Annotated in this window: 13 protein-coding genes; 9 read left to right on the forward strand and 4 right to left on the reverse strand. The window is 70.3% G+C overall.

Features of this window, described 5'->3' with window-relative positions:
* Positions 1-28: 28 nt before the first annotated feature.
* The 3 genes from MRBLMI1x_RS13975 (at position 29) to MRBLMI1x_RS13985 (ending at position 3,031) form a co-directional block, all read left to right on the forward strand.
* Positions 29-1,687 (forward strand): thiamine pyrophosphate-binding protein, encoded by a 1,659-nt coding sequence (locus MRBLMI1x_RS13975; protein WP_363459455.1) that lies wholly within the window; start codon positions 29-31, stop codon positions 1,685-1,687.
* A gap of 176 nt (positions 1,688-1,863) precedes the next feature.
* Positions 1,864-2,427, forward strand: coding sequence for a hypothetical protein (locus MRBLMI1x_RS13980; RefSeq protein WP_363459457.1), 564 nt, complete (start codon positions 1,864-1,866; stop codon positions 2,425-2,427).
* A gap of 190 nt (positions 2,428-2,617) precedes the next feature.
* Positions 2,618-3,031, forward strand: coding sequence for a MarR family winged helix-turn-helix transcriptional regulator (locus MRBLMI1x_RS13985; RefSeq protein ID WP_018188826.1), 414 nt, complete (start codon positions 2,618-2,620; stop codon positions 3,029-3,031).
* Between the two features lie 34 nt (positions 3,032-3,065).
* Here MRBLMI1x_RS13985 and MRBLMI1x_RS13990 read toward each other — a convergent pair whose 3' ends face one another.
* From MRBLMI1x_RS13990 to MRBLMI1x_RS14005, 4 genes are all read right to left on the reverse strand, one after another.
* A complete protein-coding gene (locus MRBLMI1x_RS13990) occupies positions 3,066-3,437 on the reverse strand; it encodes a hypothetical protein (RefSeq protein ID WP_018188827.1) in 372 nt (123 codons plus the stop codon).
* Between the two features lie 78 nt (positions 3,438-3,515).
* A complete protein-coding gene (locus tag MRBLMI1x_RS13995; RefSeq protein WP_336124504.1) occupies positions 3,516-3,752 on the reverse strand; it encodes a PLDc N-terminal domain-containing protein in 237 nt (78 codons plus the stop codon).
* 110 nt (positions 3,753-3,862) lie between these two features.
* Positions 3,863-5,743 (reverse strand): FAD-dependent monooxygenase, encoded by a 1,881-nt coding sequence (locus MRBLMI1x_RS14000; protein WP_363459460.1) that lies wholly within the window; start codon positions 5,741-5,743, stop codon positions 3,863-3,865.
* A gap of 16 nt (positions 5,744-5,759) precedes the next feature.
* Positions 5,760-7,142: an MFS transporter gene (locus MRBLMI1x_RS14005; RefSeq protein WP_018188830.1), complete on the reverse strand. Its 1,383-nt coding sequence runs from the start codon at positions 7,140-7,142 to the stop codon at positions 5,760-5,762.
* A gap of 104 nt (positions 7,143-7,246) precedes the next feature.
* Here MRBLMI1x_RS14005 and MRBLMI1x_RS14010 point away from each other — a divergent pair, with 104 nt between their 5' ends.
* The 6 genes from MRBLMI1x_RS14010 to MRBLMI1x_RS14035 are packed head-to-tail and all read left to right on the forward strand — an operon-like array spanning position 7,247 to position 13,703.
* Complete coding sequence (locus MRBLMI1x_RS14010) at positions 7,247-8,743, forward strand: fumarylacetoacetate hydrolase family protein (RefSeq protein WP_363459462.1); 1,497 nt, start codon at positions 7,247-7,249, stop codon at positions 8,741-8,743.
* Entirely contained in the window at positions 8,740-9,423 is a 684-nt protein-coding gene (locus tag MRBLMI1x_RS14015) for a GntR family transcriptional regulator (protein ID WP_018188832.1), read from the forward strand. The genes MRBLMI1x_RS14010 and MRBLMI1x_RS14015 overlap by 4 nt, the downstream gene beginning before the upstream one ends.
* A 23-nt stretch (positions 9,424-9,446) precedes the next feature.
* Positions 9,447-10,958 carry a 5-carboxymethyl-2-hydroxymuconate semialdehyde dehydrogenase gene (gene hpaE, locus MRBLMI1x_RS14020; RefSeq protein ID WP_363459464.1) on the forward strand — a complete coding sequence of 504 codons (1,512 nt, stop codon included), beginning with the start codon at positions 9,447-9,449 and terminating at the stop codon, positions 10,956-10,958.
* Positions 10,959-10,987: 29 nt separating this feature from the next.
* On the forward strand, positions 10,988-12,151 hold the full coding sequence (gene hpaD, locus MRBLMI1x_RS14025; protein WP_363459466.1) for a 3,4-dihydroxyphenylacetate 2,3-dioxygenase: 1,164 nt from the start codon (positions 10,988-10,990) through the stop codon (positions 12,149-12,151).
* Positions 12,151-12,936, forward strand: a complete 786-nt coding sequence (locus tag MRBLMI1x_RS14030; protein ID WP_020096684.1) for a 2-keto-4-pentenoate hydratase — start codon at positions 12,151-12,153, stop codon at positions 12,934-12,936. Before hpaD ends, MRBLMI1x_RS14030 begins: the two co-directional genes overlap by 1 nt.
* A complete protein-coding gene (locus tag MRBLMI1x_RS14035) occupies positions 12,921-13,703 on the forward strand; it encodes an HpcH/HpaI aldolase family protein (RefSeq protein ID WP_363459468.1) in 783 nt (260 codons plus the stop codon). The genes MRBLMI1x_RS14030 and MRBLMI1x_RS14035 overlap by 16 nt, the downstream gene beginning before the upstream one ends.
* The last annotated feature ends 4 nt before the right edge of the window (positions 13,704-13,707 follow it).

A 13,707-nucleotide genomic window follows, 5' to 3' on the forward strand; every position in this document is an offset into this window, starting at 1 on the left:
TCCGTCGTCATCGTCTCCAGGAGCTCTCATGCCCACCGTCGCCGCCCACGTCGCCTCCGCCCTCGCCGCCCACGTTGATCACGTCTTCGGCGTCATGGGCAACGGCAACGCGCTCGTCCTCGACGCCCTCGAACGACGCGATGACGTCACCTTCACCGCCGTCCGTCACGAAGCCGGCGGTGTCGTCGCCGCCGATGCGCACCACCGCGCCGGGGGCGGCCTCGCCGCGGCGACCTCGACCTACGGTGCGGGCTTCACGAACACCCTCACCGCGCTCGCCGAGGCCGCGCAGGCGCGCGTGCCGCTCGTGCTCGTCGTCGGTGACGAGCCGACCTCGGGCCCGCGGCCGTGGGACGTCGACCAGCTCTCGCTCGCGTCGGCCGTGGGGGTCCGCACCTACACGGTGGGACGGACGGATGCCGCGGCCACGACGGTCATCGCGATCGAGCACGCCCTGTCGTTCCGCATCCCCGTCGTGCTCGCGATCCCCTACGACGTGGGCGGGCGCGACGCGGGCGAGATCCCGGCGACGCCCGATCCCGTCCTCCCCGCCCCGCTCGCCCCGACCGGCCCGCACGCCCTCGCGACGGTGTCCGCCGTCGCCCGCGCGCTCGCGTCAGCCGAACGCCCCCTCCTCCTCGCCGGCCGCGGCGCGTGGACGGCGGGCGCCGGTGGGCAGCTCGGACGCCTCGCCGACGCGGTCGGGGCACTGACGGCATCCACCGCGCTCGGCCGCGGCGTCTTCCCGCGCGGCGAGTACGATCTGGGGGTCACCGGCGGTTTCGGGGCGGGAGGCGCGATGGCCGCGATCCGCGAGGCCGACGTCGTCGTCGTGTTCGGGGCGTCGCTCAACCAGTTCACGATGCGCTTCGGCGAGCTCTTCTCGCCGGGCGCCACGATCGCGCAGGTCGACGTGGCGGCCGCGGCGACGCATCCGCAGGTCGGCCGGTACCTGCGAGCGGATGCCGCCCTCGCGGCGCGCGCGATCGCCGACGAGCTCGAGCAGCTCGAGGTGACACCGTCGGGCTGGCGGGAGGCGGTCGATGTCGCCGGGCTCCGGACCTACGACGTCGGCGACGCTCTCGCGCCCGACGGGCGACTCGACCCGCGGAGCGCGGCCGCGGCGATCGCGGGACTGCTGCCCGAGGATCGCGTCGTCGTCTCGGACGGCGGGCACTTCATCGGCTGGGCCAACATGTTCTGGCCGGTGGCCTCGCCCGACCGGATGATGATGATCGGCACGGCGTACCAGTCGATCGGCCTCGGGTTCCCGTCGGTACCGGGCGCGGCGCGGGCGCGGCCCGAGTCGACGATCGTCCTCACGACGGGAGACGGCGGCGGCCTGATGGCGATCGCCGACCTCGAGTCGGCTGTCCGGGTGGCGCGCGGGCGCGGCCTCGCCGTCGTCTGGAACGACGGTGCGTACGGAGCCGAGGTGCACCTGTACGGGGTCATGGGTCTCGCGCGCGGGCCGATGGAGATCCCCGAGGTCGACTTCGCCGGGCTCGCGCGGGCCGTCGGCGCGGAGGGGGTCATCGTGCGGACGCTCGACGACCTGCAGGCACTCGCGCGCTGGCGCGATCTCCCCGCCGACGAGCGCCCGTTCCTGCTGCTCGACCTGCGGGTCTCGGGCGCCGTCCGCGCCCCCTACCAGGAGGAGATCCTGCAGGTGAACCTGCGGCGGTGACGTTCGCCCGGCGAGGGCTAGCCGGGCAGCGTCGAGCCGACGCGAACTGTCCCCGTCGTGGCGATGAGACGACACTTCGCGTCGGCTCGGCAACGGTGGCGGCGGGATGAAGCCTGGGCGCTCCTCAACGACGGAACGAGGTTCCGGCAGGTCCTGACTTCGGCGAGGATGGCGAGGTGCGCAAGAAGACCATCCGTCGCAAGCTCCGCGAAGCTATCGGCGGGTCCGATCTCGTCGCCATCGACCGCGTGTCCCGCCCGTCGCAGACGGTCAAGGGCTTCATCGTCAGCGTCGGCAGGCGTTGGGTGCTCGTTCATCAGACCATGGATGGCGGCTTTTTCGACGGACACGTTGCGATCCGGATCAGCGAGGTTCACCGTGTGCGTGGCGATGTGACCTTCGAGTCCGCATTCGCACGCACACAGCCCGAGTGGCCACCTGCGCAACCCCGAAGCGACCGAGATGTGGAGCTCGGCACAACGGCTGGCCTGCTCGCATCGTTGGCGAGTCCAGGGCAACTGTTCGGAGTAGAACGGAACAAGAAGTACGACGCGATGTGGATCGGCGTCCTCGAGGGAGTCATCCCACCCTGGCTTTACATGCGTGAAGTGCGACCGGACGCAACGTGGCACGACGAGCCCCTGGGATACCGTCTTCGCACCATCACTCTGGTGCTCGTGGGAACGCACTACCTTCGCGGGCTCACATCGATCGCCGAACCCGCTCCGATACCTTCCTGAATCGATCGAGCCCTCGACTGCGGCCTGCCCGGGGAGGGCTACCACGTGGCATCGCCCCGCGCTACGGGAGGGGAGAAGCGCGGTGCGCGCACTACTGTTGCCCTCAGCCAAGCGGCGTGAGTGGAGCGCGATGAACGGTAACGATGTGACCCCTCGGGTCGCGCGGCACGACGCCCGAAGAGTCCTCGCCATGTTGCGGCGCTACCGCGTGGCCGAGTCCGACATGCTGACCCGCGCCCGGCGCTCACTCGGTATGAGCGAGAACGAGTTCGCGGCACTCCGTTTCCTGATGCAGCAGCGCGATCACGCCGCGAGGCCCCACGCGCTCATCCAGCATCTGGGGATCTCGTCCGCATCGGTGACCGCCATGATCGACAAGCTCGAACGCACCGGCCGGATCGTGCGGCACGAGGTCGCCGGCGACCGGCGTGCCGTCTCGGTCACGGCGACGCCGCTCGCCAAACGGGAGATGCGCACCACGTTCGAGGAGTTGGACGAGCTCATGGAGGCCGCCGTGGAGCGTCTCAGCCCGTCCGAGATCAACCACATCGAAGCATTCCTCGAAGTGGTGACGGATGCCGTCGAGGGAAGCATCGCGGCCTGACTTCGTTCCTCGCAGGCGCTCCGCGGTGCGGTGATCACTCCGCCGAGGATGACTCGGTCTCCGCGGCGGGTTCCGGCTCGGAGTGTCCGAGGGACTTCTCCTGGAGGAAGGCGCACAGCTCGGCTGCGATCTGAAGTTCGTGCGTGAGGGCGTTGAGCTCGAAGCTGGTCAGCTCCAGGGTCCGCTCGGCGGGTTGGATGAACACGTGCCAACTGAGATCGTCGCCCTCGTCGCGAGGTTCGATCCAGACCTGGTTCGGTGCGTTCTCCAGCGGGATCAGAACCAATCCGGTGTCCTCTCCGCCCGACCCGTCCTGCACGACGACGCGGATCTCCTCCCCGGCGCTTCGGGCTTCGATGAACTCGGCCACCCAGTGCTCGAGCGTGGCCTTGCTGTGGAACACCATGGGTCGTCCTCGGGTAGGTGGTACAGGCGATGCCGGGGCGAGACCGCTCGCTCGATTATCGCGCTCGGGAAGCGCGGCTCACGCCTCGCGGCGCGGCATCCCTGCTCGTCGACCGATCGCGAGCCACGCGGCGGGACCCGCCACCGGGACCAGCAGCACCACGAGGACCCACGCCAGCGCCTGCCTCGAGGTCAACCGCCGCGTCGACCGGGCGAGCGAGACCAGGGCGACGACCATGAGCACGGCCGCGATCAGCGCGATGACGGACCAGACGATGTCGTATCCGGACGGGACCAGCGGGTTCAGGGCGCTCACACCCCGACCCTAGCGGTGCTCGAGCCGACGGTGGGAGCGCCGAGACGTCGCAGATGGTCGGCGGGATGCCGCGCAGGCGACCATCTGCGACGCCTCGGCACCTCGACGCGTCAGCCGGCGGGGCGGAAGGCTCCGGCGAGGAACTCCCCCAGCTCGGCGGTGGCGGTCAACGGCAGGACGGCGGCGACGTACTGGTCGGGGCGGACGACGACGACGGCGCCACGCGGCGAGATCCCGCGCTCGGAGAAGACGTCGACATCCGTCCAGGTCGACGGTCCGGTCGCGTACACCTTCTCCCAGTCCATGAGCCCGAGCGGCCCCGAGTGGGGTCGGAACACGGCGGGCACCGCCGCCATCTCGACGTCCTCGTACCGCCGCGGGTAGATCACCTTCGTGTCGAAGACGGCGTCGGGATCGGCCCCGGCCGGCGTGTGCCGGGCGATCGGGCCGGATGCCGAGGCGAACCACTCCGCCCAGGCCGAGAGGTCTTCGCCCGACGCATCGGCGAAGGCGTACACGCGCCACCGCCCGTCGGCCTTGGCATGGTGACCGAGGTGCACGACGTTGCCGTCCGCGACCCGGACGACCTCCGCGGACTTCAGCCGCTTGCCGACGGGGAACCCCGTCGCGAGGTCCTGATGCTCGGCGCCTGCGACGATCGCCGAGGCGCCGTAGTGCGTCATGAACCCCGACGGGAACTCGGCGGTCGCGAGGTAGTACGTCGCGAGGTCTTCAGGGTCGGTGATCTCCTCGGGCTTGCGCGCCATCAGCGACGACCACTCCTTGTCGAAGTCGATCAGCTGCTGCGCGACGGGTCGTCGCTCGGCGCCGTAGGTGGCGAGGAGGGATGCCGGGGCCAGCCCGGTCAGCACGTGCCCGAGCTTCCACCCCAGGTTGAACCCGTCCTGCATCGAGACGTTCATGCCCTGCCCGGCCTTGGCGCTGTGGGTGTGGCATGCGTCGCCGGTGAGGAAGACCCGCGGATCGCGGTCGACGCCCTCGGGAACGTCGTCGAATCCGTCGGTGACACGGTGTCCGACCTCGTACACGCTGTGCCAGGCGACCTGTTTCACATCGATCGTGTAGGGGTGGAGGATCTCGTTCGCGCGGCGGATGACCTCTTCGATGGGGGTCTCGCGGACGCGGTGGTTGTCGTCCGCGGCGACCGCGCCGAGGTCGATGTACATGCGGCTGAGGTACCCGCCCTCGCGAGGGATGTGGAGGATGTTCCCCGCCGAGCTGTTGATGGCGCACTTGATGCGCCAGTCGGGGAAATCGGTGTCGACCAGCACGTCCATGACGCCCCAGGCGTGCTTCGACGCATCGCCGACGTGCACGCGCCCGATCGCCTGTCGCACACCGCTCCGGGCACCGTCGCATCCGACGACGTACCGCGCCCGGATGACGCGCGCCTCCCCCGCGCGGGGGCCGCCGACGTGGCGGACCGTGACCGCGACGGGGGCCGCGGCATCCTCGGGCACCTCGAGGCCGACGAACTCGATGCCGTAATCGGGCACGATCCGTCCGGGGCCGTGGGCGGCGGCCTCGGCGAAGTAGTCGAGCACGCGCGCCTGGTTGACGATCAGGTGCGGGAACTCGCTGATCTTCAGCCCGTAGTCATCGGTCCGCGATGTGCGGCGGATGCGGCTCGGGTCGGCCGGGTCGGGGCCCCAGAAGTTCATGTAGCCGATGTTGTACGCCTCGGCGATGATCCGCTCGGCGAACCCGAACGCCTGGAACGTCTCCACCGATCGCGGCTGGATGCCGTCGGCCTGACCCAGTTCGAGCCGACCGGTGCGCCGCTCGATGAGACGTGTCGAGACCTGCGGGAACTGCGACATCTGGGCGGCCAACAGCATCCCCGCCGGACCCGAGCCGACGATGAGCACGTCGGTCTCGTCGGGGAGCTCCTCGGGGCGGTCGACGCCGGTGCCGGCGGCGGGCAGCACCCGCGGATCGCCCGAGACGTAGCCGTGGTGGTGGAACTGCATGGTTCTCCTCGAACGGTCAGGCGCGGGTGAGGCCGCGGACCGGGCTGACCGCCTGCTCCGCCTCGTGATCGGGGTCGAGCGGGATGCCGCTGCGATCGCGCAGCAGCAGCGTCGCCACGAGGCCCAGCACCGTCATGCCGGCGAGGTACCACGTGACCGGGGTCGTCGACCCGAACGCGGCGACGAGAGCGGTCGCGATCGTCGGGGCGAACGCGCCGCCGAGGATCGCACCGATCGCGTACGAGATCGAGACGCCCGAGAAGCGGATCGAGGCGGGGAACAGCTCGGCGTAGAGCGCGGCCTGGGGGCCGTAGGTGAAACCGAGACCGATCGTGAGGATCGCGAGCCCGAGGAAGAGGACGAAGACGTTCCCCGTGTTGACCAGCGGGAAGAGCGCGAACACACCCACGAGCTGCATGATCCAGCCCGCGATGTACGTCGTGCGGCGCCCGAACCGGTCCGAGGCGAAACCGGCCACGAGGGTGGAGAGCAGCCACGTGACGGCCGACCCGGTCACCGCCCACAGCACCGGGCCGCGGTCGAGACCGAGGGGGCCTTCGGGGTTCGTGGCGTAGCCCTGGATGTACCCGCCGGTGGTCATGTAGCCGACGGCGTTGTTCCCGGCGAAGACGAAGGCGGCGACGATCACGAGCACCGCGTGCTTGCGGAAGAGCTCGACGATCGGCATCCGGCTGTGCTCTTTGCGCTCGGCGAGCTCGAGGAAGACGGGGCTCTCCTCCACGCGGCGGCGAACGTACCAGCCGACGAGGATGAGGACGACGCTGAGGAGGAACGGTACGCGCCAGCCCCACTGCAGGAACTGCTCCCCCGGCGCGATCGCCGACATGAGCGCCATGACGCCCGATGCGAGCAGCAGGCCCAGCGGCACGCCGATCTGCGGCGAGGCGCCGAACGCGCCGCGGCGCGTCTTGGGGGCGTGCTCGACGGCCATGAGCACCGCGCCGCCCCACTCGCCGCCGGCGGAGATGCCCTGCAGGATGCGCAGGAGCACGAGGAGGATGGGCGCGGCGAGGCCGATGGACTCGTAGCTCGGCAGGACGCCGATGAGCGCCGTCGCCAGGCCCATCAGGATGAGCGTCCACATGAGCACGACCTTGCGGCCGTACTTGTCACCGAGGTGGCCGGCGAGGAACGCGCCGAGGGGCCGGAAGAGGAAGCTCACACCGACCGTCGCGAATCCGATGAGGACGCTGTCCTTGCCCAGCGGGGCGAAGAAGAGCTGTCCGAACACGAGCCCGACGGCGGTCGCGTAGATGAAGAAGTCGTACCACTCCACGGTGGTGCCGACGACGGTGGCGAACACGACGCGGCGGCGGTCCGCGGCGGTCGCGATGGTCCCGGTGGGGGTGAACCCTCGAGGGGTGGGGGAAGTGCTCATGCTGACTCCTGTGTCATCCGACGTCTTCGTCGATTCCCGGTTGTCCGGTGCAGCCCGATCATATACGATTTGAGATACGACGCAAGAGCGAGGGAGCTCACGAGATGCAGAACGACGACACGGTGACGGATGCCGCATCCCGCGACCCGCGCTTCGCCGCCCTCCCGGGCCGCCCCGGCACGATCGTCGCCGTCCACCTGAACTACCGGTCGCGCGCCGCCCAGCGCGGACGCACGCCCGCTGCCCCCTCCTACTTCTTCAAGGCGTCGAGTTCCGTCGCCGCCTCTGGCAGCACCGTGGAACGCCCCGTCGGCACCGAGCTGCTCGCCTTCGAGGGAGAGATCGCCCTGATCATCGGTGCCGCGGCCCGACGCGTGGGAGTCGACCGAGCCTGGGAGCACGTCGCGGGCGTGACCGCAGCGAACGACCTCGGCCTCTACGACCTGCGGGCGAACGACAAGGGGTCGAACGTCCGCTCCAAGAGCGGCGACGGCTTCACTCCCCTCGGCCCTGCCGTGCTCGACGCCCGCCGGCTCGATCCCACCCGGCTGCGCGTGCGCACCTGGGTGAACGGGGAGCTCGTCCAGGACGGCAGCACCGACGACCTCCTCTTCCCCCTCCCGCAGATCGTCGCCGATCTGTCGCAGCACTTCACACTCGAACCCGGCGACGTCATCCTCACCGGCACGCCCGCGGGGTCGTCCGTCATCGTTCCCGGCGACGTGGTCGAGGTCGAGGTCGACGCCCCCGACACCGGGGCGTCCACCGGCCGGCTCACGACGACCGTCGTCGACGGCCCCGACATCGCGTTCGACCCTGCACTCGGCTCGCTCCCCCAGGTCGACGACACGCAGCGTGAAGAGGCCTGGGGCTCCCGCGAGGCCGCCGGGCTCGCCGCGGCATCCGCTCTCTCGCCCGATCTCCGCGCGAAGCTCGAGCGCGTCCCGGTCGCGGGGCTGTCGCAGCAGCTGCGCAAGCGCGGTCTCGACAACGTCACCATCGACGGCGTCGTCCCGCTCCACCCCGATGCGAAGCTCGTCGGCGTCGCCGCGACGCTCCGCTTCGTGCCGAACCGCGAGGACCTGTTCCAGAGCCACGGCGGCGGCTACAACGCGCAGAAGCGCGCGTTCGACACGGTCCGCGAAGGCGAGGTCATCGTGATCGAGGCGCGTGGCGAGGCCGGTTCCGGCACGCTCGGCGACATCCTCGCCATCCGTGCGCACGCGCAGGGCGCGGCCGGCATCGTGAGCGACGGCGGCGTGCGCGACATCGCCGCGGTGGCCGCGGTCGGCATCCCGGTCTACACCGCGGGCGCGCACCCTGCGGTCCTCGGTCGCAAGCACGTGCCGTGGGATGCCGGGGGCACGATCGCCTGCGGCGGCACGACCGTGCAGCCGGGCGACATCATCGTGGGCGACCGCGACGGCGTCATCGTGCTGCCGCCCGCGCTCGCCGAGGAGATGGCCGACGCGGCCCTCGCGCAGGAGGACGAGGACGCCTGGATCGCCGCCCGCGTCGCGGAAGGCGAGCCAGTCGACGGGCTCTTCCCGATGAACGCCGCGTGGCGGGCGCGCTACGAAGCCGAACGGGGCTCCCGATGAGCGACGTCGCGGCCCCGAGCAAGTCGCAGCAGGCGTACGCGTGGATCAAGGAGCGCATCGTCAGCGAGGCGTTCACCCCCGGCTACCGCCTGGTGCTCGGCAGCATCGCGGGCGAGCTCGACATGAGCGTCGTCCCGGTGCGCGAGGCGATCCGCCAGCTCGAGGCCGAGGGGCTCGTCACCTTCGAGCGCAACGTCGGCGCGCGCGTCGCGATGGTCGACGACTCGCAGTACCGCTTCAGCATGCAGGCGCTGTCGATCCTCGAAGGCACCGCCACGGCACTGTCCGCCCGCGCCCTCACCGAGTCCGACGTCCGGCGAGCGCGCGACATCAACGAGCTCATGATCGAGACGCTCGACCACTTCGACCCACGCGCCTTCACCCGGTTGAACCAGGAGTTCCACGCGACCCTCTTCGAGCGCTGCGCGAACCCGCGGATGCTGGAGCTCGTCCAGGTCGAGTGGGCACGGCTCGGGCACCTCCGCGATTCCACGTTCAGCTTCGTGCCGGGGCGCGCGCAGGAGTCGGTCCGCGAGCACGAGCAGATCCTCGTGCTCATCGAGCGGAGCGCTCCCCTCAGCGAGATCGAGCACGCCGCGCGTCGACACCGCTCGGCGACCCTCGACGCCTACATGACCCACGAGCACCCCGACCAGGCCCTCGGCCTGCCGAACTTCTGACCCCTCGAACAAGGACGCACGACATGACGGATCCCACGCTGGCGGCGCCGCACACGCCCGCCGACCTTCCCACCCGCATCCAGCACTACATCGACGGTGCCTTCGTCGACTCGGCGGACGGTGACACGTTCGACGTCCTCGATCCCGTGACGAACCGCGTCTACCTGCAGGCCGCGGCCGGCAAGAAGGCCGATGTGGATGCCGCCGTCGCCGCCGCGCGCCGCGCGTTCACCGACGGCCCGTGGCCGCGGATGCTGCCGCGCGAGCGCTCGCGCGTGCTGCACCGCATCGCCGACATCGTCGAGTCCCGCGACGCCCGGCTCGCGGAGCTCGAGTCGTTCGACTCGGGGCTGCCGATCACGCAGGCGCTCGGCCAGGCGCGGCGCGCCGCCGAGAACTTCCGCTTCTTCGCCGACCTCATCGTCGCCCAGTCAGACGACACGTTCAAGGTGCCCGCTCGCCAGATCAACTACGTCAACCGCAAGCCGATCGGCGTCGCGGGTCTCATCACCCCGTGGAACACGCCGTTCATGCTCGAGTCCTGGAAGCTCGGCCCCGCCCTCGCCACGGGCAACACGGTCGTGCTGAAGCCCGCCGAGTTCACTCCCCTCTCGGCATCGCTCTGGGCCGGGATCTTCGAAGAGGCCGGCCTCCCGCAGGGCGTCTTCAACCTCGTCAACGGCCTCGGCGAGGACGCCGGCGACGCGCTGGTGAAGCACCCCGACGTGCCGCTCATCTCCTTCACCGGTGAGAGCTCGACCGGCAAGCTCATCTTCGCCAACGCGGCTCCCTGGTTGAAGGGCCTGTCGATGGAGCTCGGCGGCAAGAGCCCCGCGATCGTCTTCGCCGACGCTGACCTCGACGCGGCCATCGACGCGACGATCTTCGGGGTCTTCTCCCTCAACGGCGAGCGCTGCACAGCAGGCAGCCGCATCCTCGTACAGCGCGACGTGTACGACGAGTTCGTCGCGCGCTACGCCGCCCAGGCGCAGCGCGTGAAGGTCGGTTTTCCGCACGATCCCGCCACCGAGGTCGGTGCCCTCGTGCACCCCGAGCACTACGACAAGGTCATGTCGTACGTCGAGATCGGCAAGGGGGAGGGTCGCCTCGTCGCCGGCGGCGGTCGCCCCGAGGGGTTCGCCGACGGCAACTTCGTCGCCCCGACGGTGTTCGCCGATGTGCCCCCGACCGCGCGGATCTTCCAGGAGGAGATCTTCGGTCCCGTCGTCGCGATCACCCCGTTCGACACCGACGACGACGCCCTCGCCCTCGCCAACGACACCAGATACGGTCTCGCCGCCTACGTGTGGACGAACGACCTGAAGCGAGCCCACAACTTCTCGCAGGCCGTCGAGGCCGGCATGGTGTGGCTGAACTCGAACAACGTCCGCGACCTGCGTACGCCCTTCGGCGGCGTGAAAGCCTCCGGACTCGGCCACGAGGGCGGTTACCGCTCGATTGACTTCTACACCGACCAGCAGGCCGTGCACATCACGCTCGGCGCGGTCCACAACCCCACCTTTGGCAAGAACTGACTCCGCCCACGACCAGCAAGGACGCTGACATGAGCCACCGCGACGGCATGACCAAGACCTCCTCCGGGTTCTTCGTCTCGCAAGAAGCCCCCATCCGCACCGACGACCCGGTGCAGACGCCCACCTCCCCCGCCCCCGACATCCTGCGCTGCGCGTACATGGACCTCGTGGTCACCGACCTCGCGGCATCCCGCCAGTTCTACGTCGACATCCTGGGGCTCCACGTCACCGAGGAGGACGACGACGTGATCTACCTCCGTTCGACGGAGGAGTTCATCCACCACAACCTCGTGCTGCGGAAGGGGCCCGTCGCCGCCGTCGCCGCGTTCTCGTACCGCGTCCGCACGCCCGAGGACCTCGATCGGGCCGTCGCCTTCTACGGCGAGATCGGATGCCGCGTCGAGCGCCGTCCCGAGGGGTTCACGAAGGGCATCGGCGACTCGGTGCGCGTCGAGGACCCCCTCGGCTTCCCGTACGAGTTCTTCCACCAGAGCGAGCACGTCGAGCGGCTGTCGTGGCGATACGACCTGCAGATCCCCGGCGAGCTCGTGCGCCTCGACCACTTCAACCAGGTGACGCCCGACGTCCCGCGCGCGGTGCGCCACTACCAGGACCTCGGATTCCGGGTGACGGAGGACATCCAGGACGAGGACGGCACCGTGTACGCGGCGTGGATGCGGCGCAAGCCCACCGTGCACGACACCGCCGCGACCGGCGGCGACGGTCCGCGCATGCACCATGTCGCCTTCGCGACGCACGAGAAGCACAACATCCTCGCGATCTGCGACAAGCTCGGCGCCCTCCGCCGCTCCGACGCGATCGAGCGCGGACCCGGCCGACACGGCGTCTCGAACGCCTTCTACCTCTACCTCCGCGACCCCGACGGGCACCGCGTGGAGATCTACACGCAGGACTACTACACCGGTGACCCCGACAACCCGGTCATCACGTGGGACGTGCACGACAACCAGCGACGCGACTTCTGGGGCAACCCCGTCGTCCCGTCCTGGTACACCGAGGCATCCCTCGTGCTCGACCTCGACGGCAACCCGCAGCCCGTCCGCACCCGGGAGGACCGCAGCGAGATGGCGGTCACGATCGGCGCCGACGGCTTCTCGTACACCCGCGAGGGCGACGACGAGGCGATGCCCTCGTGGAAGCAGGGCGAGTACAAGCTCGGGAACCAGCTCTGATGCTGTCCACCGAGGACGTCTCGCGCATCGCGGACGAGCTCGCCGAGGCCGATCGTACGCACGGCGTCATCCCACGGATCACCGCACGCCACCCCGAGGCCACGGTCGAGGACTCCTACGCGATCCAAGGCGTCTGGCGCGACCGGATGGTCGCGTCGGGCCGGCGCCTCGTCGGTCGCAAGATCGGGCTGACCTCCAAGGCGATGCAGCAGGCGACGGGGATCACCGAGCCCGACTACGGGGTCATGTTCGACGACACCGTCTACCGCTCGGGCGACAGCATCCCGGTCGACCACTTCTCGAACGTCCGGATCGAGGTCGAACTCGCCTTCGTCCTCGCGAGCCCGCTCGAAGGCCCCGACTGCACGCTCGAGGACGCCCTCGCGGCGATCGACTACGCCGTACCCGCGCTCGAGGTGCTGAACTCGCACATCGAACTCGAGGGCCGCACGATCGTCGACACGATCAGCGACAACGCCGCCTACGGTGCAATGGTTCTCGGCATCGAACACCGCCGCCCCGACGAGATCGACCTGCGCTGGGTGCCGGGGGTGCTCTCACGCAACGGCGAGATCGAGGAGACCGGTGTCGCGCAGGGGGTCCTCGGCCACCCCGCGACGGGCGTCGCGTGGCTCGCGAACAAGATCCACCAGCACGGCGCACGTCTCGAGGCGGGCGAGATCATCCTCGCCGGCTCGTTCACGCGGCCGGTGTGGGTGTCGCGGGGCGACGAGGTGCGCTGCGACTATGGGCCGATGGGAGTGATCGAATGCCGTTTCATCTGAACCCGACGTTCCGCGAAGTGCTGACGGATGCCGACCGTCCCCTCGCCGGCATATGGGTGTGCTCCGGGTCGCCGCTCGTCGCCGAGATCTGCGCAGGCGCGGGCCTCGACTGGCTGCTGATCGACATGGAGCACTCCCCCAACGGGCTCGAGTCGGTGCTCGCGCAGCTGCGGGCCGTCGCCGCCGCCCCCGTGACGGCGGTGGTGCGCGTTCCGATCGGCGACGTCGTGACGATCAAGCAGGTGCTCGACCTCGGCGCGCAGAACATCCTCGTGCCGATGGTCGACACGGCGGCACAGGCGGCCGAGCTCGTCGCGGCGGTGCGATACCCCCCGCGCGGACGCCGCGGCGTCGGTTCGGCGCTCGCCCGCTCCGCCCGGTGGAATCGCGTCGAGGACTACCTCGCCGACGCCGACCGCCACGTCTCCCTGTTCGTGCAGGTCGAGACGGTCGAGGGTGTCCGGAACGCCGCCGAGATCGCCGCGGTCGACGGGATCGACGGGGTCTTCGTCGGCCCGAGCGACCTCGCCGCCTCGATGGGCCTGTTGGGTGCGCAGACGCATCCCGATGTGGTCGCAGCCGTCCTCGACGCGTTCGCCGCCGTCCGTGCGTCGGGAAAGCCCGTGGGCGTCAACGCCTTCGATCCGGATGCCGCGCAACGCTACCTCGACGAGGGCGCGTCCTTCGTGCTGGTCGGCGCCGACGTCACCCTCCTCGCCCGCGGGTCCGAGGCGCTCGCGGCCCGATGGGGTCGCGCCGGCGGCTGAGCCA

The organism is Microbacterium sp. LMI1x-1-1.1 (assembly GCF_040676205.1).
Lineage (GTDB): Bacteria > Actinomycetota > Actinomycetes > Actinomycetales > Microbacteriaceae > Microbacterium > Microbacterium aquilitoris.

Bases quoted from the DNA above. Each gene is read 5' to 3' on its own strand.
- MRBLMI1x_RS13975 (WP_363459455.1), top strand. From the start codon at position 29: ATGCCCACCGTCGCCGCCCACGTCGCCTCCGCCCTCGCCGCCCACGTT.
- MRBLMI1x_RS13990 (WP_018188827.1), bottom strand. From the start codon at position 3,437: ATGGTGTTCCACAGCAAGGCCACGCTCGAGCACTGGGTGGCCGAGTTC.
- MRBLMI1x_RS14005 (WP_018188830.1), bottom strand. From the start codon at position 7,142: ATGAGCACTTCCCCCACCCCTCGAGGGTTCACCCCCACCGGGACCATC.
- MRBLMI1x_RS14010 (WP_363459462.1), top strand. From the start codon at position 7,247: ATGCAGAACGACGACACGGTGACGGATGCCGCATCCCGCGACCCGCGC.
- MRBLMI1x_RS14000 (WP_363459460.1), bottom strand. From the start codon at position 5,743: ATGCAGTTCCACCACCACGGCTACGTCTCGGGCGATCCGCGGGTGCTG.
- hpaD (WP_363459466.1), top strand. From the start codon at position 10,988: ATGAGCCACCGCGACGGCATGACCAAGACCTCCTCCGGGTTCTTCGTC.
- hpaE (WP_363459464.1), top strand. From the start codon at position 9,447: ATGACGGATCCCACGCTGGCGGCGCCGCACACGCCCGCCGACCTTCCC.
- MRBLMI1x_RS14015 (WP_018188832.1), top strand. From the start codon at position 8,740: ATGAGCGACGTCGCGGCCCCGAGCAAGTCGCAGCAGGCGTACGCGTGG.
- MRBLMI1x_RS13985 (WP_018188826.1), top strand. From the start codon at position 2,618: ATGTTGCGGCGCTACCGCGTGGCCGAGTCCGACATGCTGACCCGCGCC.
- MRBLMI1x_RS14030 (WP_020096684.1), top strand. From the start codon at position 12,151: ATGCTGTCCACCGAGGACGTCTCGCGCATCGCGGACGAGCTCGCCGAG.
- MRBLMI1x_RS14035 (WP_363459468.1), top strand. From the start codon at position 12,921: ATGCCGTTTCATCTGAACCCGACGTTCCGCGAAGTGCTGACGGATGCC.